Origin of the sequence: Hymenobacter sp. CRA2, from assembly GCF_002007105.1 — a bacterium.
GTDB lineage: Bacteria > Bacteroidota > Bacteroidia > Cytophagales > Hymenobacteraceae > Solirubrum.
Map to the genome: position 1 here is coordinate 58,948 of NZ_MVBC01000002.1, position 17,585 is coordinate 76,532.

Consider the following 17,585-nt stretch of genomic DNA (forward strand, 5'->3'; position numbering starts at 1 on the left):
GCGGAAAGGCTTAAGCGTTGTCGATCAGCGCCGTTTCGGCCACTTCCCCGGCCATCGACTGCGTGTTCTGCTCCACGAACTGCCCAAAGGCGAGGTACTGCTGGTAGCGCGCCTCGTAGTCGGCCACGCGGTCGGGGTTGGGGGCATAGGTTTCGGCGAAGCCGTTGCCCATGGCGCGCTGGGCGGTGGTCACGTCGGGGTGCAGGCCGGCGGCCACGGCGGCGTACATGGCCGCGCCCAGGGCCGGGGCTTGGTCCGATTCGGCCACTTTGATGGGGCGGTTGAGCACGTCGGCCAGGGTTTGCATCATGAAGGCCGACTTTTTGGCCACACCGCCTAACCCAATGACCTGCTTGATAGGCACGCTCTGCTCCTCGAAGCGCTCCACGATGCGGCGCGAGCCGTAGCAGATGGACTCCACCAGGGCCCGGAAAATCTGCGGGGCGTCGGTGCCCATGCTCAAGTTCATCAGGGCGCCTTTCAGGGCCTGGTTGGCGTCGGGCGTGCGGCGGCCGTTCACCCAGTCCAGGGCCAGCACCGCCGATTCTGCGGGGTCGACGGCCGCGGCGGCTTCGTTCAGGGCTGCCATCATCTTACCAGCCAGCTCCTCGCGCAGCTTTTCCTGCTGCTCGGCCGTCAGCACCTTCGACTGCGGCAGCAGCGTACGCAGCGGCCACTCGATCAGCTGCCGGAACCAGGCCAGCAGGTCTCCCACGGCCGATTGGCCGGCTTCCAGGCCCAGCATGCCCGGCACCACCGAGCCATCCACCTGTCCGCAGATGCCCGGCACCAGCTTGGCCCCGACTTCCTGCATGGGCGCCACCACGATGTCGCAGGTGCTGGTGCCCATCACTTTCACCATGGAATAGGCTTCGATTTCGCCCGCCACCGCGCCAGCGTGGGCATCGAAGGAGCCCACGGCTACTACGGTATCGGGGCTCAGGCCGAGGCGCTTGGCCCACTCATCGGAGAGCGTACCAGCTACCTGGTCGGCGGTGAAGGTGTCGGTGAACAGGCGGGGGCGCAGACCGGCTAGTTTGGGCTCCAGGTGCACCAGGAATTCCTCGCTGGGCAGGCCGCCCCAGCTTTCGTGCCACATGGCCTTGTGGCCGGCGGCGCAGCGGCTGCGCTTGAAGCTAGCCAGGTCGCCGCCGGTCAGCTGCAGGGTGAGCCAGTCGCAGTGCTCCATCCAGGAGTGCGCGGCCTGGGCCACGGCCTCGTCTTCGCGCACCACGTGCATGATTTTGGCCCAGAACCACTCCGAGGAATAAATACCGCCCTCGAAGCGGGTGAAATCCTCCCCGCCCCAGGTTTTGGCCTTCTGGTTGATTTCGGCGGCTTCGGCCAGGGCCGTGTGGTCCTTCCAGAGCACGAACATGGCGTTGGGATTCTCCGCAAACTCGGGCAATAGGGCGAGGCTCTGCCCCTGCTCGTTCACGGCGCCAGGCGTCGAGCCGGTAGTATCCACGGCCAGGCCCACAATCTGCTCGGCGGGCACCGTGGCAGCTACTTGCCGCACGGTGGCTTCCAGGCCTTCGAGGTGGTCGAGCGGGTGCTGGCGAAATTGGTTTTGGGTGGCGTTGCAGTAGGCGCCGCGCTGCCAGCGGGCGTACGGGTGCACGGCCTGGGCCACTTCGGCGCCGGTGCGGGCATCCACCAACAGGGCGCGTACCGAGTCGGTGCCGTAGTCGATGCCGATGACGTATTTCTGAGACATATGGGTGAAATGGTGAGGTGATGAAATGGCGAGGTGGAGGTTCGGAAGGCCCAAGCCGCGCAGCAAACGCAGCCAGCACGGTACTCACCAATTCCCCTCCCTATTTCATCTATTTGCGCACGCCGAAGCGGTACTCGGTCACGGTGTGATACGTTTCGCCGGGGCGCAGCGTGGTGCTGGGGAACTTGGGCTGGTTGGGCGAGTCGGGGAAGTGCTGGGTTTCCAGGCAGAAGCCGGCGTACTTGCCGTACTGCTTGCCGCCTTTGCCGCGGATGCTGCCGTCGAGGAAGTTGCCGGTGTACACCTGCAGGCCGGGCTGATCGGTTACCACCGTCAGCGTACGGCCCGAGGTGGGCTCGTACACGGTGGCCGCCTCGCGCGTGCCCGCGCCGTTGAGCGCCCAGTTGTGGTCGTAGCCGCCGGGCACCTGCGCTATCCGCTCGCCGAAGGTGTGGGCCTGCCGGAAATCAAACGGCGTGCCCTGCACCGCGCGCAGCTCCCCGGTCGGAATCAGGCCCGCGCCCACCACGGTGTAGCGGTCGGCGGCCAGCGTCAGCTGGTGCCCGAGCACGTCGGCGCCGGCGGGGTTCAGGTTGAAGTAGCTGTGCTGGGTGAGGTTGACGGGCGTGGACTTATCGGTTTTGGCGGTGTACTCGATGCGCAGCACGTCGTCGTGGGTGAGCGTGTAGCGCACCTGCACCTCCAGCGTGCCGGGGTAGCCTTCCTCGCCGTCGTTGCTGCGGTAAGTCAGTGTCAGGCCCGGGTCGGTGGCCGATACGTCCTCGGCCGCGGCTTGCCACACCACTTTGTCGTAGCCGCGCTTGCCGCCGTGCAGGTGGTTTTGGCCATCGTTCTGGGCCAGCTGGTAGGTTTTGCCGTCGAGGGTGAAGCGCCCGCCCGCAATGCGGTTGCCGTAGCGCCCGATCAGGGCGCCGAAGTACGGGTTGGCCTTCAGAAACGCTGGACTCTGGTAGCCGCTCACGCTGTCGAAGCCGAGCACAATGTCGCCGAGCTGACCGGCTTTGTCAGGCACCAGCAGCTTGGTCAGGGTGCCGCCGTAGTTGGTGATGGTGGCTTGCAGGCCGTGGGCATTGCGCAAGGTGAAGTAGTTCACCTCCTCGCCTTCCTGCGTACGGCCGCCGGCTACTTTGGCAAAGCTCCCGGCAGCGGATGAATCGGCGGGCGCCGACTGTGCCACCGGGGCCTCGGCCGCCGCGCTTTCCGACTTGTTCTGACTACAGGCTGCGCAGAGCAGCAGCCCAACCAAGCTGCCGGAGCGCAGCACGGGGTGTGAGGGGAATGCCATAAGGGAGCAGGTTGATGACCGCACGACATGCTGCGGCGGGCGAGTGTTCGACCAAATGTATTCTACTGCATCAGCTTACACAATCGTTTGTGTAAATAATTTCCTCCATCAAGGCGCTTTTGGACGTGGTTTTATGACCACACTACTAAATATTCTTTCTAGAGTTGCCCATCATAACGCCAAATCAAGAGAAGTAATGACAATGCTTTAGTCAATCGTTTGTGTAAGGCCAGCTGCTAAATTACGCTGTATGCTTCTTCGGGTGCCCGCCACCATCATTCGGTTCTGCCACTTCGCCGCCACTGCTGTGCTAATCCGACCCATAGCTTGCGGGCAACAGCATTTGTCGGAGCCTCATCATTGCCGCACGGCCAAGACAAAAGTTATACTTTGCTGAGCCGCGCCTTCCACCAAGTACTTCCGGAGCATGCCCGCCCCGCAGTCGACGGCGTTCTGCGTTTGCCCACTGCTTTTCGAGCCTGTATGCGCCTGCTGCCCCTCTTTCCGCTCAACTTGGTTGTCTTCCCCGGCGAGAAATATAACAAACACAAAAACCACAATTTAAGCACTTTCACAGTGGATTACCTTTGAATTTTGAGACCCATTTATTACCCCGGAATCGGATGCGTACCTTGGGTATCAGCGGCAGGAAACATAACTGCTCGAGCCTTGATAATGTCTAAGATTAGCATTGTTCTACGCCGCGGAAAGATGAATCAGCGTGGGGAGTGCCCGGTTGCCATCAAGCATACCCACAAAGGGAGCGACTATCTCAAAAGCCTGGGTTTTTCACTTACAGAAAAGGAATGGAACGAAAAGCGAGAGCAGGTGCGCGACTCGCATCCACTAGCGAGCGAACACAACGAGACAATCAGTAGCCGGAGGCGGGAATTGGAGCAGGCACTGCGCCGGATTGCGGATCAGCAGCAACAGCCTACTGCAGCAGCGTTAGAACAAGCCGTCGTTGAGGTACGGGAAATTGCCAAGAATTTGCCAACCCTACTGGAGAAGCTTGACGTGGCGCGTGGCAATCGATTGGAGAAAATGGAAGTCGAGTTGCAGGAGTTGCTGCAGAAGGTAGAAGCAAAGCGGGCTCAGATACGACGCTGGCACCGCCTCCACGGGTCGGGTCGTAGCTTGCTCGTTAGCAAAGAAATGGATGGCTATATCCTCTCGATTGGGGGCTACGCGAAACGCGCAGCGTTGATGGCTGAAGAGGGCACACCGGTTCAGCGGTTACCAGGCACCGAGGTACTCAAACCAGCAACTGCACGCATTTACGAGACGGTGCACCGGTTACTGGGCGTTTGGCGTCCTGGCCTACAGATAGGCGACTGTAATGTAGCCGTGATTGACGAGTTCAAAGCGTGGCTCCAAAGTCGTCACGTGAAACCCAGCTCCATCAAGAGCTACCTACTCAAGTTCACCAAATTTGCGCGCTGGAGTGCGAAGAATTATGAGTTGGATCACGCTGACGAATTGAAAGAGTATCGCCACGGCGTGAAGTTTCGCATCCGCAGGCCCACTTTTTTGACGCCGGTAGAACTGGAACAGCTTTGTAACGTGCAATTGCCCACTCGCACCCTGGAAGACGTGCGGGATATGATGGTACTGATGGTCTTTACCGGGCTCCGCATCAGCGACGCGAAACTCGCTCACCGGGCAATTATCAATGATGAAATTGTCCTGACTACCCAAAAAACTGGAACGGATGTAACTATACCCCTGGCACCTGCTGCGAAGCAGTTGCTAAAACGGCGCAACTACCAACTGCCAACCTTCACGTACAGCTACTTCTCACGGGAAATTAAAGAGGTTGCCAAACTCGCGAAATTGGAACGGCCGATACTCAAAGATGGGAAGTATCGCCCGCTTCACGAGGTGATTTCTGCCCATTGGGGACGCCGCACTTTCGCCTCTTTTGCTTTGGAAGCCAAGGTAAATCCAGCGGTTTTAAAGGAGTGGCTTGGGCATTCACGAATGGATCAGTGCTGACTAGCTACGCCGGCGCTATGAATCAGCGTAAAGCCATGGACACTGTTTTCGGTGAGTCTTCCGAGGAATACTTGCCTCAACCTGTTCAAGGCTAGTACTGCTCTGTGACCTGGAAACACTCATGTAGGTAACTTGCTTCAGTACCGGATGGGCCAAAGCGTGAAGTATCACATTGCATTGCTAAACTTCACTTACTCTCGAAGAAGAGTAGATACAGGATACCACAATGATATTTTCACACCGCAGATTAACGTCCGCTTATAACGGGCATCATGCTGATCATGAGCGTACGCGCGTCGGTAGCAAAGCTTCGCGTCTTCCCTTCAGCACTCGTCAATAGTACCGTTACCCCTCGCGGCTGATTTAGAGTAGAAAGCACCTGGTCAGGAAAAGCATTTGCCACAACATATAGCTGTAAGCTAACTCCTGGGCGTTGATTACCTTGGGGGTGTAATGCCAGCATCTCGCGTACCAGTGCGCCGGAGTGTGTTCCACTCTTGGTAACCAGTGTCAATGACGCCCCCTGCGCGTACGTCGTACTTGCGTCGTTGTCAGCCAGCGGTAAGTCCAATACCAGATAATCAATTTCGCCTTCATCCACCTGCAGCAGAGTTGCTGGTGGCCAGCCGTGACGTTGCTCCATTTTCCGAGGCGGCACCCCTGAATCAGTATCCTGCCCAAGTAAAATAGACGACGGCCACCCGCAGAGGGCACAAGTAATGATAAACGCACGAGCAGCTGGTCCTGGCATGTTACAAGGGTTAAATAGTGATGTTGAAGTGCCCCATTGAATCTTTTGGGCCATCAAGGAGCATAATCATCAAAACCGTCATCTTCCATGGGCTTTGCAGACTCTTGTTCAGGCAGGAACGCAGGCATATCATCCTGATTTGGCTCGGCAGAGCTGTTTGCTGCTGGAGTAGCTCCCGCTACCTCTTCGGGGCCAGGCGCTGCGTCACCAGCAGGACTACTGATAGACGGCGGCCGAACAGGCAGCTCCAAGACTTTGGTAGTCTGTGCTTGTGTTACTGATGGATCATCGTCCAGTAATCTTCGACACGCCACCTCGATTCCTCGTGCCAGTATAATTACTACCAGCACCTTTATTGCAGCTTTTAGCACCTGGCCACCAATGCTGCGTGTATTTTTCGTCACAGAAGCTGGTGCGGGCACAGCCAGTACCGGACTCGGCGAAACAGCAGGGGACAATGCCAGGAAAACGATGCGCAGCTCTGGTAGAGCTCCAGCCGGAACCCAATTGGTCATTCCCTCGGCCCAAACCAGCGTGCCGGGTGTAATGCCTAACCGTTGCAGTTCCTTCGTCGTAGCCGGCCCACAGGCTCTTCCTTCTTGAACGTAGTAAAACAGCTTCATACCCGTCATTCCGCGTTGGAGAATGCAGTGTAATACGCATCCTGCCATACCATTTTGCTTAGCCAATCGCGGTAGTAGGTACGACCGATCAAGCGCGTATCATCCCATAGTTCCACCCATTCGATTTGCGCGAATGTGCCTTGCGTACGGTCGCCTGCTCCGTACAATAAGACCCGCGAGGGTCGCGGTGCTTCTGGATGACGCTGGCAATAGTTCAGCGCGGCCAGTACTACATTCCGATATACCCGCGGGTCCACAAACTGCATGACCACCGCTGGGCATAACGCCGGATACGGTTCGTATTGACCAGATACAGCGCCGCTCGCATCAATGACGCGTGCACCCAACTTCAGTCCTATGCTACCACGAAATTGTGTATTGTCAGATGCTACCTCCCCCTGCGTAGCAAATGCCGAGGCATCTGGGCGGTAGTAGTATTGCTTTACGGTCCGGTGGCTTGGTGTCGGGTGGTAAGTCAATGCCTGCTCCAGCCGCCCGTGTCGATACCAATGCACACTCACAGGTTGACCGGAGTCAAAAACCTCCTTCTGCACAGCTCCCGTAGAGCCATAGGAAGTAGTCCAGATTCCGTGCTTGCGTCCCTGGCTGTAGTACCCGGTTGTTTCTAGCGTTCCGTTTGGCAGGTAGTGTTGGTAGCGCCCGTGGTACTTGCCCCGGGACGTTTCGTAACGAGCTTCAACAGCGCCGGAGCGATAATAGACTTGGTAGTACCCGTCGAGCAGGTTATTGCGCAGAGTATACTCCGATTGCTTTTCTGCCTTTGTGCGTGGATTGTACCACTTCACAATCCGCTGTACGGCCTGGGCGCAGATATCGTGCTGCGCGAACAACAGAAATAATCCCATTACCCACCCAGCCCCCGGGCAATCGAATGTCTAATGCCTATCCTGGCCCCGCGTTGGAAAGTATTATAGCCTGCACGGTTCGGGTACACACCGTACAGGACAGAGCCATTTTGCGGCAGAGAGAAACCCGGCACAAGGCAACGTTTATCCCGGCAATGCAGTGTCGGCTGCCATACACGCAGTAAAACGGCACGCTCCCTGCACCGACTCCGCAGCTTGATGCTATACACATCAGACCCGGTGGCCGGATAATACGAGCTGTTCAACAACAGCCTTTGCAGTAGCACGTGTCCGTGGTGAGTTGACTCGGTTGTTAGGACAGACAAGCAGTCAGGCGAGGAAGTGGGAAGCACTAACCACGGGGTTTCAGGTTGGCAACACAGCCGCACGGCCTCGACCCAGCATGGCCTTCGTACAGCTTGGCAAAGTTACCAAACGGCACAAATGCATAATATATTATGCGCTACAAATTCTGACGCCGCAAGAAGTTGCGGGCTTGAAAAACCCGGCTGCCATTATTGCTTTTGGGGCGCACCTACGCCAACTTCGGGTGATGCGCAACATGACCCAGGAGGCCCTGGCAAATGAAGCTGGGATCAGCCGCCCAATGCTGCAGGTAATTGAGTATGGAAAAAACAGCCCTACCCTCGATGTGCTAGTTTCATTGGGTATCGCATTACGATTACCTATTCCAGAACTGCTTAATATCCCGGAGTTCACCCAATTGCCTGCCGAGCCACCAGCATAGCCCGGCAGATCAACGCTTATTCTTAGTCTCGATGTACGTAGGGCCGAACCATCACTGCTTGGCTTCTACCCAACTTCAATGACCAAGCATCTGCGGGCACATCTCTGAAGCTCGCCGAGGAGAAACACGAGTGCGTCCAGAAGCCACACTCGATTTCCAAGTGGGTTCCTGGACGCACTTGGCACCACCGGAACTATACGTTGCTTATTGCCTGCCAAATGTATTCGTCAATTACTTCAGCAGAGATGAATACCCGGTGCGGTTCAGCAGAATGAGCTGTGCCGACCGTTGCAACCCACGTTCGCATGTCTTCGTGCAGAACAAAGTGATGCCTGACGCCAAAGTACATGAGTGCATCAATGGTGTCATAGCGCACTCGCTCTACACTATTGCGTGCATCTGGTACCCGCTCGTCATCATAGGCCAAGGCAACTCGTAGGCCTGGAACCAAGGGCTTGATTCGCACATCCACCCACAAGCCTGCGAAGGATATCGGACTGAACTTCAAAGAGGTGATTTCGGACACCGTGTCGGTATCATCGAAATATTTACTCTTATTCAGAGCGTTAGTCCTCATGGCTGGTCTGAACAAGCTACGGTTTCGAACCAAGTGAAGTGAGTCCTCGCAATGCAGGCTGGCACGTACCTGCTGGCAGATATTGAAATTGCGCATGTTTTGATATTCCAATGCCAACTGGAATAATTTGCCAAGCCTCAGCTGATCATGCGGGATCTTGGCGGGGGCCAACGAAGTGGGTTCTACCAGCAATGACAAAAGCCGATGATGCTTTTTCAGCAGCTTTTCAAAGTTATCCAGGTGTGGGGCTGCAAGCACAACCTCTATGTACTGGCCACTGCATAAATACTGTTGTATATAAGGCGGCAGTGCAGAAATATCACATTTGAAATCAGAAAGCCTATCATGGTATTGAAAACCATTGACTTTGCAAATCAACTGCCAAAAGGTGCTAGCGGCGTCTCCAGCAAACGAGCAGCCAGGTACACCATCCAGTAAGTAGTACTTCAACATAAACCGATCATCGGTACAAATTGACAATTCTACCTTGTTTCGGTAGAGTCTTGCCCGCATGTAGCTAAGTTGACGATAATGTTCATTTGATGGTCTTCCTTCCAGAAAAGTGAGGAGGGTCTTGACCAAGCGGAGGTTCGTTGCGAGGAACGACATAGGTTGAGGGGTCGTGCACTGAAGAAGGGCTTCGTTGCCCCGCTCCGTGGTTGATTCAGCCCTTGTATCGATTGGTTCAACGAGGGTTGGCGGTAACGCAATTTTTTTTCGACTGACGTTTTTTTTCGCCCACCCTCACGACCTGCCTATTCCCTTTGCTTTCCAAGAGCTTCACCGCGCTGGGCAAAGGTCAGCGATAATGGGCTCGACCAAGACCTTGATTTTCACCTGGGGAGTCATGCTACGCTGCCGGTACTCGTCCATGATAGTTGAGTACACATGGTCTACCTGGTCTGCGGGACAGTAGATGGCGTCGTGCAGGCTTATGATTTCGTTACAACCTTCAGCGTAGAGCCGGGCGCAAACGGTGCGCACGATTAACTGCGATTCTTCCCACATCAGTCGACGAGACAGAGCCTTGTAGTTGCCAGCTTTGGCGGTAGTGATGCCCCCGCTGATGGTAGTGCTGAGCAAAGACCTGGCGCCACTTGTAGTTCACGGACTCTGTGGAGAAGAAAATCCGGGCGAAGAAGCTGATCTTGAAATAGTCTGCGTCGTCGGGGATGTCCACTTCTGCTGCTTGCAGCAGCTCGGCTACGACCTTGTAAAAGGATCCAGCTTCTACCTGTTGAATAAACTTCGTCAAGTCCGCAGGTAGCTCTTGGTTGGCGTATTCCTGCCGAAGCAAATAGCTAAAAAGCAGCGGCTGGCTGTTCTTGATATCAAGCTCAACCAGAGGCTGACCATTGATCCGCAGAAACGGGCGCAGCTCCCGAGGCAGGTTGCTGAACACGGTCATGTGACGCCCGGTATCGGGATGGGGTGGCTGAAGTTTATAATCTCCTGCTTCGATGGTATCCAGGCACTGGTGCCAGTAGGAATGCTCCATTGCCCCCATGCGGCGCCCGGTTTGCCGAACGTAGCCGCGCTGTTTGTCTCGTAATGGAAGCCGCGTCTCGTACGCCCAGTCGGTGTAAGCGCGGGCTGCCCCCAGATCAATAGTGATGGACGGCAGGTATCGTTGAATCTGGAAGTAAACGCCTTCGAGCGGCGTACGGTCTTGCTCCGTCTTGAGCTGAATGCGAGCAGAGTCTACTTGCACCTGGGCCTTGTGCCAACCACGCACCAGCACCTCGTCCTTGAGCTTGAGCGCAACGTGGGTCTGCCAGAGTTGCTGGCCCTGATCATTGACCATGAATGCGCCAGTGGATTTATCCTTGCGAGGTTCGACCAAGTTGTGCTTGAGCAGAATGTTCCAGCGGACCAGGTCATCTATCACTTGGTTGGCAAATCGTCGACGGGCATTGATACCCAGCTTGTCGTTCTTGATCTTGGTGTTGCCCAGGACCACGCTCAATTTCTCGACACTGATAGTGACCCATCCCCCTTTGCCACCGCGGTAAATGACGGATTTGAAAAGCAGCTTGGTCAATACGTAGTAGTACCGCCAAGTGCTATTCTTAACGTAGGTGCGGGAAAACCCATCCTGTTCGAGCAGGGTAGCGAAACAAATGCCGCGCAGGGCATATAACGTGCGCACGTCTTCATCAGCATTCTTTTTTTATCCCTAGAGGACATATACCACAGCGCCTCTCAGGCCGGGAGTTCAATCTGCAGTAGCTGAGCTAGAGCAGACAAACGGTCCAGGTGAGCAGCGAAATGCTCGTCCACGATTAACTTGAGCACATCGTATTCGCTGCGGGTCCCGTAGAGCTTTTTCAGCAGAGCAACTTTTGCTCGGGTGCCAGCACGAAGCTTGGCACTGACGAGCTGCTGGGAGGTGGTGGGCTGGTAAGCCATGGAGCGAATGGATTGGTTTGTAAAGTATGTATCACGGTCCTAATTCCGTTTTTCTTCTTTTTCTACTCTGCTCCCGTCATAAAGCAGCGGCAAATTCATCCTGCCTTCGGGTAGCAGTCGGAGCCAGCCAACGTTGGCTTGGTGGAGAAGCCGTTATGGCACATCTTCGGGCCAGAACTTATCCCTCCCCTTTTCTTCACTGCCAGCTTCGTTGGGTGCCGTAGTAGAGTTAGAGTGCGGCTTTTCGAAAAGTGATACGATGTAGGAGCTTCGCTCCAACAGGGGGTCAGCCAGCCCCTCCCTTATGCCGTATCACTTTTTCCCCACATGGTAGAAGTATACCAGACCGTACTTCACCGCGTACAACAATCCAATGCCAATAGCCCATGCCATTGCCGCCGAACGTCGGTTCCTGGCCGGACCGCGCAGTCGGCGCAGTGAGCTGCGCTTTCTGTGGACGGTATTGCGGGAGTTTCTGCGCGGCTTTCGCGCCTTGCATTTCGTCGGGCCCTGCGTATCCGTGTTCGGCTCGGCGCGGGTCCGGGAAGACTCGCCGTATTACGAGCAGGCCCGGCAACTGGGCGCTGGGCTCAGCCGCCAGGGCTTCACGGTGCTGACCGGTGGTGGGCCGGGTATCATGGAAGCGGCCAACCGCGGTGCCCGCGAGGCCGGCGGCCCTTCCGTGGGCTGCAACATCGTGCTGCCCCAGGAGCAGCAGCCCAATGCCTACCTGGACCGTTGGCTGCTGTGCCGGTATTTCTTCGTACGCAAGGTGCTGCTGGTCAAATACTCCTACGCCTTCGTCATCATGCCCGGTGGCATTGGTACGCTGGACGAGCTGTTTGAGGCCCTGACCCTTATCCAAACCCGCAAAATCCTGGATTTTCCGGTGGTGGTCGTGGGCCGTGCCTACTGGCAGCCGCTTCTAGAATTACTGACCCGCATGGGGGAGGCCGGAATGGTCGCCCCAACGGACCTGCACCTGCTGACCTACACGGATTCCGTCGACGAGGCCCTGGCCCACATCGAGCAGCATGCCGTGGTCAAATACCAGCTGGCCACGCCGCGTGCGCCGCGCCGTTGGTGGTGGTTACGGGAGTAAGGGCTACGCGCGGCGCGGACTGCCCGGCGGTGGAACGCCACTGGTACTGCAGTTCCGTGACGGTTAAGAGAATGGGCGCAAAATCGCCGGCTGGCAAGCGCCACACCACGCGACACGCCGTGGGCATGCGCAGGCCCTCCAAAGTGCCGTAGGCCAGCGGCTGCACCGACCAGTCGGCCAGTTCGAACGCGCCCGCCACCTCGCGGTAACGGCGGGCGGTGATTTCGGTCAGCTTGCCCGCGTCGTCCACGTGCAGGGTCACGGCGGCGCGCGGGTCAGCCCCCGCCAACGTGGCGGTAAAGGCGTGGTCACCCGCGGCGGTCAGGTGAACGTTGTCCTGCACGTAAGCCGCCGGGAACCACACGGCTTCGGCCAGGTAGCGCTGCAGGGCACCCAGGTCCATTTCCGGCCCTTGGCTGCTGCCCAGGGGCAACAAAGCGCCCGCGCGCACCTGGCTGCGGCCGTGGCCGGCCGCGTAGCGGTCCTGCACCTGCAAAAAGGGCACGCCCGACCACTGCATCGTCGCCAGCCACAGAAAGCTGGCCGGGCGGACGGCAAAGTGCTGCTCGGCCTCCATGGCCAGCCAGGGTTGGTTGGGGCCGGTGCGGATGCGACCCGTCTGGCGCAACGACACGGCGGCGGGTACGGGCGTATTGCCCTTAACTCCCGCGTAGGCCAGGTACCGTTGGGCCGCCGCCGGGAGCCGGGCCAACCGCTCGGCGGTAATAGGGGTTGGCGCCGCCGTAGCGGCCAGGGCTTGCGCCTCGTCCCGCACCCGGCGAGCGGCCGCGGTTTGTGCTGCGGCTACCGCAATGCTCAGGGCCAGGCCCACGTTGATAATGGTGCCCGCCCAGGCCTGTGACCAGTGCAGGACAATCAGGCCCTGGGAGAGCAGCAGGCCCAGGGTCGCGGGGGCCCACCACCAAGACCTGTGCAGCGCCAGCCCTACCCCACTAGTGCCCAACAGCAACGCCGCCAGTGCCCAGCCGGCGGGCAGTTCCACGCCCGTAAGCGCGGCGGGCAGGCGCACGAAGCGCAAGCCCAGCAGGTGAATCAGGGCGTGCAGCAGCAGCACGGCGCTCAGCAACCAGCGTACCATGTCAGTAAAGTGAAAAGTGAGGAAGGAATTTTCAGGAGTCTACAGCCGGCAACACGAGTACTGGCACGGGGCTGCGGCGCAGCACCTGCGCCGTAACGCTGCGGTGGAACAGCCGGCCCCACACGCTGCGCGGCCGGGCCACCAGCGCCACGGCGTCGTATGCTCCTGACGACAAGGCGGCCAGCAGGGCAGCGGCCGGGTCTCCGGCCGTCACGAAGCAGGTGCGCACGGGCGGCAGGTCGATGGTCAGACCGGTGCGCAGGACCGAGTCGGCGAACATGGTGACTTCCGCCGGAGCCGTTGGGGCGCAGTGCCAGAGCGTCAGGTCGGCGTGCAGCGCATGGAGCAGTTGCCGCGCCGTGCCGGCATGCTCGCCTAAGGAAAACGGCTCGGCGTCGACGGCCAGCAGCAAGCGACGCAGCGGCGCCGGCCCGGCGGCAGCGGGCACGACCAGCAAGGGACACGGCGCCGCCCGCAGCAGCGCACCGGCGGCATCGGCCAGTGCTTCGTCGGGCAACGGGCTGTTGGCATTTCGGCCCAGCACCAACAGGGCCGGGTGGTGCCGGCGCACGGCATCGGCAGCGGCTTCGGGCAGGGAGCCCGCGCCCACCTCGGCCACCACCGGCACGGCTAACTCGTCGCTCAGGCAGCCCAGGGCCAAGGCTACAGCCTCCGGGCTGAGGTTGGTGACGGCCGGCTGCCCGGTGTCGGGCCTCGGCCGCACGTGCAGCAGCACCAAGCGGGCGCGCAGGGGGGCAAGCAGCTGGGCCGCGTACGCCAGGGCCCGGTGGGCGGCCGGGAAGAAGTCAGTCAGAACGATGAGCGAGAGGGGCATACCGGCAGCGGCCGCAGGAGACGACCGGCCGCCAAGTACCGCAGGTTTGCTGCCTTGGACCATTGCAAACGTCTCTTCGGGCAGTGATTTATGTCATCTTTTTTCCGCATCGAGGCCGGTATACTTGCGGTGCCCGTGGCTGCTCCGTGCCGCCTTTCGCTACCCTTTTCCGGTCCGCTATGCCTGTTCTGCTCCGCCCGCCCGCCCCCTTGTCGCCTGTCGCCGGACGCTTCGCCCAACCGTTAGGTGCCGCAGCTGCCCCGCTGCCAGCCGTTTCGCCAGCTGGGCAGCCAGGGGAGGCAAGTGATAGTGAGCCCGCGGTTTACGGCCTGGATGTCAGCCTGACGTTTTTGGGAGCTGCCCGCTGCGTAACGGGCTCCAAGTACCTGCTCACGCTCACGAGTGGCCCCCGGCAGCAGCGGCTGCTGGTGGACTGCGGCTTGTTCCAGGGCTTGAAAGAACTGCGCCGGCGCAACTGGGAAGAGCTGCCCCTCGACGCGGCCGACCTGGACCTGGTGGTGCTGACCCACGCCCACATCGACCACAGCGGCTACCTGCCCAAGCTGGTCAAGGACGGCTTTCGGGGCCCCATCTACTGCACCGAGGCCACCGCCGATTTGCTGCGCATCCTGCTCGTGGACTCGGCTAAGCTGCAGGAAGAGGAAGCCGCGTTTGCCAACGCCGAGGGCTATTCCAAGCACCACCCGGCCCAGCCCCTCTACACCGTCGCCGACGCCGAGCGGGTGCTGGAACTGGTTCACTCCGTGCCCTACGGCGCGCCTGTCAAGCTGGCCCCGCACGTGCAGGTGTGCTTCCGCGACGCGGGTCACATCCTGGGGTCGGCCATCGTCGAGCTGGAGCTGCGCGGCACCCGGCAAACCAAGAAGCTGGTGTTTTCGGGCGACTTGGGCCGCTACGACAACCCGGTCATGCACGACCCGGCGCCCATCCGCGAGGCCGATGTGCTGCTGGTCGAATCCACCTACGGCGACCGGAACACGCGCTTGGCCGACCCGGAAGCCGAGCTGGCCCGCCTCGTGACCGAGGCCGTGGACCGGGGCGGGGTGCTACTGATGGCCGCCTTCGCCGTGGGCCGCACCCAGACGTTGCTCTACCACCTGCGCGAGCTGCGCCGCCAAGAAAGGGTACCCCAAGTGCCGGTGTACGTCGACAGCCCCATGGGCATTCGGGTCACGCACCTGTTCGGCGACCATCCCAGCGCCCACCGCCTGGGCCGCGACAATCCCTTCCACTTCGACGGGCTTACGTTCGTCACGGATCAGCAGCAGTCCAAGGCCCTGAACCGACTGCCGGGGCCGGCCATTATCATCTCGGCCAGCGGCATGTGCACCGGCGGGCGCATCGTGCACCACCTGCACCACCGCTTGCCCCGGGCTCAGGACACCGTGCTGCTGGTGGGCTACCAGGCCGAGGGCACCCGCGGGCGCCGCCTGCAGGACGGCGAAAACCCCATCAAGATGTTTGGCGAGTGGGTGCCGGTGCGCTGCCACGTGGCCGAGCTCGACGGCTTTTCGGCCCACGCCGACCGCGCGGAGCTGCTGCGCTGGCTGCAAGGCTTTGCGCAGGCGCCCAAGCGCACGTTCGTGGTGCACGGCGAGCCGGCCGCGGCGGCCAGCCTGGCCCAGACCCTGCGCCAGGAGCGGCATTGGCCCAACGTGACGGTACCGGAATACGGGGAGTCCGACGTCCTGTTCACCGGTATTTAGCCTGCTTTTGGCCGCCTTATGCCTGCTGCTTCCTTTCCGGCTACGTTTACCTCTGCCTGCTCGGGGCGGGAGTTTCCCCTAAGCGAGCGGGTAAACGCCCGCACGGTGCGCCCCGCGCTGCTGGCCCTGATTCAGCAGCAGTATCCGCACGTCGGGCCCGAGGACGCGCTGGCCGTGAGCGAGCTGAACCGGTTTCGCCGCCAGTACCTGCAGAACTACCTGCTGCGTGAGGTCGGCGACCTGACGGAACTGGAGCAGACCGTGCTCGACCACCTACAGGACCACAGCACGCTGTCCGACAAACTGGAGGAAGACGCCGGACCGCTTACCCGGGGCCAACGGCTGGCCGATGGCGTGGCCGCGTTCGGCGGCAGCTGGACCTTTATTCTCTGCTTCGGTGGCGTGCTGCTGACGTGGATAACGCTGAACGCCTGGTGGCTGGGCAACCGCGGCTTTGACCCCTACCCCTTCATCCTGCTGAACCTGCTGCTCTCCTGCCTGGCCGCGCTGCAGGCGCCCATCATCATGATGAGCCAGAACCGGCAGGAAGACAAGGACCGGCAGCGGGCCAAGAAGGACTACATGATCAACCTGAAGTCGGAGCTGGAAATCCGCATGCTGCACGAAAAGCTCGACCACCTGCTCTTGCACCAGCAGCAGGACCTGCTCGAAATACAGCGTATTCAGGTGGACATGATGAATGACATTCTGGAACGCGTGGAAGCGCCCCGTGCGGCCACTTAATCCGCCCCCAACGGTATGCACGTCACCCTATACAGCGCCCACGCCTTCGAGCAGCCGCTTCTGACCACGGCGGCCGGGCATCAGCACCAGCTGCGCTTCGTCGCCGACCGGCTCAGCCTGGAAACGGCCCCGCTAGCCCACGGCAGCCCGGCCGTGGCCATGTTCACCAGCGACGACGCCTCGGCGCCTGTGCTCGAGCGCCTGGCCGCGCTGGGCGTGCGTTACCTGGCCGTGCGGGCCACCGGCCACGACAACGTCGACCTCGCGGCCGCCGCCCGGCTGGGCCTGCGCGTGGCCCACGTGCCCGAGTACTCGCCCTACGCCATTGCCGAGCACGCCGTGGCCCTGATGCTGGCCCTTAGCCGTCGCCTGCGCCAGGCCGACCAGCAGCTGCGCGACTACAACTTCTGCCTCGACAACCTGGTAGGCTTCGACCTGCACGGCAAGACGGTGGGTATCATCGGCTGCGGGCGCACCGGCGGGGTACTGGCCGGCATCCTGCACGGCTTTGGCTGCCGCCTGCTGGGCTACGACGTGCAGCCCAACCCGCAGCTGGTGCGGCGCTACGGCGTGCGCTACGTGCCGCTTGACGAGCTGTGTGCCCAGGCCGACATCATTTCGCTGCACGCCCCGCTGACCTCGCAAACCCGGCACCTGATCAACGCCGAGCGCCTGGCCCGGATGAAGCCCGGCGTGATGCTTATCAATATCGGCCGCGGCGCCGTGCTTGATACCAAAGCCGCCTTGGCTGCGCTGCGCGCAGGGCCGCTGGGCTACCTGGGCCTGGACGTGTACGAGCACGAAAAAGGCCTTTTTTTCCAGGACCATTCCCGGGAGCCAGCCACCGATCCGCTGCTCGACGAGCTGCTGGCTCAGCCCAACGTACTGGTGACCGGCCACCAAGCCTTTCTAACGCGGGAGGCGCTGACCGGCATTGCCACGACGACGGTCGACACCCTCAACGCCTGGGACCGGGGCGTGGCCGCCGCGCACGAACTACACCCGGCGGCCGTGGCGCTGCAGTAGGCGTTGCAATTCCCCTTTACTCCGCTGCGGGCAACAACACTCCGCTGGGTGCCAGCCCCA

Annotated in this window: 15 protein-coding genes; 6 read left to right on the forward strand and 9 right to left on the reverse strand. The window is 60.3% G+C overall.

The genetic code is table 11. From position 1 onward, the window contains the following. Positions 1 to 10: 10 nt before the first annotated feature. Both B0919_RS03985 and B0919_RS03990 read right to left on the reverse strand, forming a co-directional pair. Positions 11 to 1,717 (reverse strand): ribulokinase, encoded by a 1,707-nt coding sequence (locus tag B0919_RS03985; RefSeq protein ID WP_078010930.1) that lies wholly within the window; start codon positions 1,715 to 1,717, stop codon positions 11 to 13. 109 nt (positions 1,718 to 1,826) lie between these two features. Continuing rightward, complete coding sequence (locus B0919_RS03990) at positions 1,827 to 3,023, reverse strand: aldose epimerase family protein (protein WP_078010931.1); 1,197 nt, start codon at positions 3,021 to 3,023, stop codon at positions 1,827 to 1,829. A gap of 675 nt (positions 3,024 to 3,698) precedes the next feature. Between B0919_RS03990 and B0919_RS04000 the strand changes: the two genes are divergently transcribed. Continuing rightward, positions 3,699 to 5,018: a tyrosine-type recombinase/integrase gene (locus B0919_RS04000; protein ID WP_139361896.1), complete on the forward strand. Its 1,320-nt coding sequence runs from the start codon at positions 3,699 to 3,701 to the stop codon at positions 5,016 to 5,018. Between the two features lie 804 nt (positions 5,019 to 5,822). Here the strand turns inward: B0919_RS04000 and B0919_RS04005 are convergent. Together B0919_RS04005 and B0919_RS24570 are read right to left on the reverse strand one after the other, a co-directional pair. After that, positions 5,823 to 6,392 (reverse strand): DUF4339 domain-containing protein, encoded by a 570-nt coding sequence (locus tag B0919_RS04005; RefSeq protein ID WP_176132838.1) that lies wholly within the window; start codon positions 6,390 to 6,392, stop codon positions 5,823 to 5,825. A 5-nt stretch (positions 6,393 to 6,397) separates the two neighbouring features. Further along, complete coding sequence (locus B0919_RS24570; RefSeq protein WP_217700995.1) at positions 6,398 to 7,243, reverse strand: toxin-antitoxin system YwqK family antitoxin; 846 nt, start codon at positions 7,241 to 7,243, stop codon at positions 6,398 to 6,400. Positions 7,244 to 7,661: 418 nt separating this feature from the next. Here B0919_RS24570 and B0919_RS04010 point away from each other — a divergent pair, with 418 nt between their 5' ends. Continuing rightward, positions 7,662 to 8,006, forward strand: a complete 345-nt coding sequence (locus B0919_RS04010) for a helix-turn-helix domain-containing protein (protein ID WP_078010935.1) — start codon at positions 7,662 to 7,664, stop codon at positions 8,004 to 8,006. Positions 8,007 to 8,199: 193 nt separating this feature from the next. Here B0919_RS04010 and B0919_RS24575 read toward each other — a convergent pair whose 3' ends face one another. From B0919_RS24575 to B0919_RS04030, 3 genes are all read right to left on the reverse strand, one after another. Further along, positions 8,200 to 9,192 carry a hypothetical protein gene (locus B0919_RS24575; RefSeq protein ID WP_139361899.1) on the reverse strand — a complete coding sequence of 331 codons (993 nt, stop codon included), beginning with the start codon at positions 9,190 to 9,192 and terminating at the stop codon, positions 8,200 to 8,202. Positions 9,193 to 9,535: 343 nt separating this feature from the next. Further along, entirely contained in the window at positions 9,536 to 10,732 is a 1,197-nt protein-coding gene (locus B0919_RS04025) for a hypothetical protein (protein WP_078010938.1), read from the reverse strand. Positions 10,733 to 10,785: 53 nt separating this feature from the next. Then, complete coding sequence (locus B0919_RS04030; protein WP_078010939.1) at positions 10,786 to 10,992, reverse strand: hypothetical protein; 207 nt, start codon at positions 10,990 to 10,992, stop codon at positions 10,786 to 10,788. Positions 10,993 to 11,365: 373 nt separating this feature from the next. Here B0919_RS04030 and B0919_RS04035 point away from each other — a divergent pair, with 373 nt between their 5' ends. After that, a complete protein-coding gene (locus B0919_RS04035; protein ID WP_078010940.1) occupies positions 11,366 to 12,094 on the forward strand; it encodes a TIGR00730 family Rossman fold protein in 729 nt (242 codons plus the stop codon). Here the strand turns inward: B0919_RS04035 and B0919_RS04040 are convergent. Together B0919_RS04040 and B0919_RS04045 are read right to left on the reverse strand one after the other, a co-directional pair. After that, positions 12,036 to 13,193 carry a DUF6544 family protein gene (locus B0919_RS04040; RefSeq protein WP_078010941.1) on the reverse strand — a complete coding sequence of 386 codons (1,158 nt, stop codon included), beginning with the start codon at positions 13,191 to 13,193 and terminating at the stop codon, positions 12,036 to 12,038. The genes B0919_RS04035 and B0919_RS04040 overlap by 59 nt on opposite strands. 31 nt (positions 13,194 to 13,224) lie before the next feature. Further along, positions 13,225 to 14,028 (reverse strand): universal stress protein, encoded by an 804-nt coding sequence (locus tag B0919_RS04045; protein ID WP_176132839.1) that lies wholly within the window; start codon positions 14,026 to 14,028, stop codon positions 13,225 to 13,227. A gap of 350 nt (positions 14,029 to 14,378) precedes the next feature. On the opposite strand from B0919_RS04045, the gene B0919_RS04050 reads away from it, so the two are divergent. From B0919_RS04050 to B0919_RS04060, 3 genes are read left to right on the forward strand one after another with little or no spacing between them, the layout of a single operon-like run. After that, complete coding sequence (locus tag B0919_RS04050; protein ID WP_254846476.1) at positions 14,379 to 15,755, forward strand: MBL fold metallo-hydrolase RNA specificity domain-containing protein; 1,377 nt, start codon at positions 14,379 to 14,381, stop codon at positions 15,753 to 15,755. 18 nt (positions 15,756 to 15,773) lie between these two features. Further along, on the forward strand, positions 15,774 to 16,499 hold the full coding sequence (locus B0919_RS04055) for a DUF1003 domain-containing protein (RefSeq protein WP_078010943.1): 726 nt from the start codon (positions 15,774 to 15,776) through the stop codon (positions 16,497 to 16,499). A 15-nt stretch (positions 16,500 to 16,514) separates the two neighbouring features. Beyond that, positions 16,515 to 17,525 carry a 2-hydroxyacid dehydrogenase gene (locus B0919_RS04060; RefSeq protein ID WP_078010944.1) on the forward strand — a complete coding sequence of 337 codons (1,011 nt, stop codon included), beginning with the start codon at positions 16,515 to 16,517 and terminating at the stop codon, positions 17,523 to 17,525. Positions 17,526 to 17,585: the final 60 nt, after the last annotated feature.

Excerpts from the sequence above, each read along its gene's own strand:
- B0919_RS03985 (WP_078010930.1), bottom strand. The coding sequence starts at position 1,717 with ATGTCTCAGAAATACGTCATCGGCATCGACTACGGCACCGACTCGGTA.
- B0919_RS03990 (WP_078010931.1), bottom strand. The coding sequence starts at position 3,023 with ATGGCATTCCCCTCACACCCCGTGCTGCGCTCCGGCAGCTTGGTTGGG.
- B0919_RS04000 (WP_139361896.1), top strand. The coding sequence starts at position 3,699 with ATGTCTAAGATTAGCATTGTTCTACGCCGCGGAAAGATGAATCAGCGT.
- B0919_RS04005 (WP_176132838.1), bottom strand. The coding sequence starts at position 6,392 with ATGAAGCTGTTTTACTACGTTCAAGAAGGAAGAGCCTGTGGGCCGGCT.
- B0919_RS04010 (WP_078010935.1), top strand. The coding sequence starts at position 7,662 with ATGGCCTTCGTACAGCTTGGCAAAGTTACCAAACGGCACAAATGCATA.
- B0919_RS24575 (WP_139361899.1), bottom strand. The coding sequence starts at position 9,192 with ATGTCGTTCCTCGCAACGAACCTCCGCTTGGTCAAGACCCTCCTCACT.
- B0919_RS04030 (WP_078010939.1), bottom strand. The coding sequence starts at position 10,992 with ATGGCTTACCAGCCCACCACCTCCCAGCAGCTCGTCAGTGCCAAGCTT.
- B0919_RS04035 (WP_078010940.1), top strand. The coding sequence starts at position 11,366 with ATGCCAATAGCCCATGCCATTGCCGCCGAACGTCGGTTCCTGGCCGGA.
- B0919_RS04040 (WP_078010941.1), bottom strand. The coding sequence starts at position 13,193 with ATGGTACGCTGGTTGCTGAGCGCCGTGCTGCTGCTGCACGCCCTGATT.
- B0919_RS04045 (WP_176132839.1), bottom strand. The coding sequence starts at position 14,028 with ATGCCCCTCTCGCTCATCGTTCTGACTGACTTCTTCCCGGCCGCCCAC.
- B0919_RS04055 (WP_078010943.1), top strand. The coding sequence starts at position 15,774 with ATGCCTGCTGCTTCCTTTCCGGCTACGTTTACCTCTGCCTGCTCGGGG.
- B0919_RS04060 (WP_078010944.1), top strand. The coding sequence starts at position 16,515 with ATGCACGTCACCCTATACAGCGCCCACGCCTTCGAGCAGCCGCTTCTG.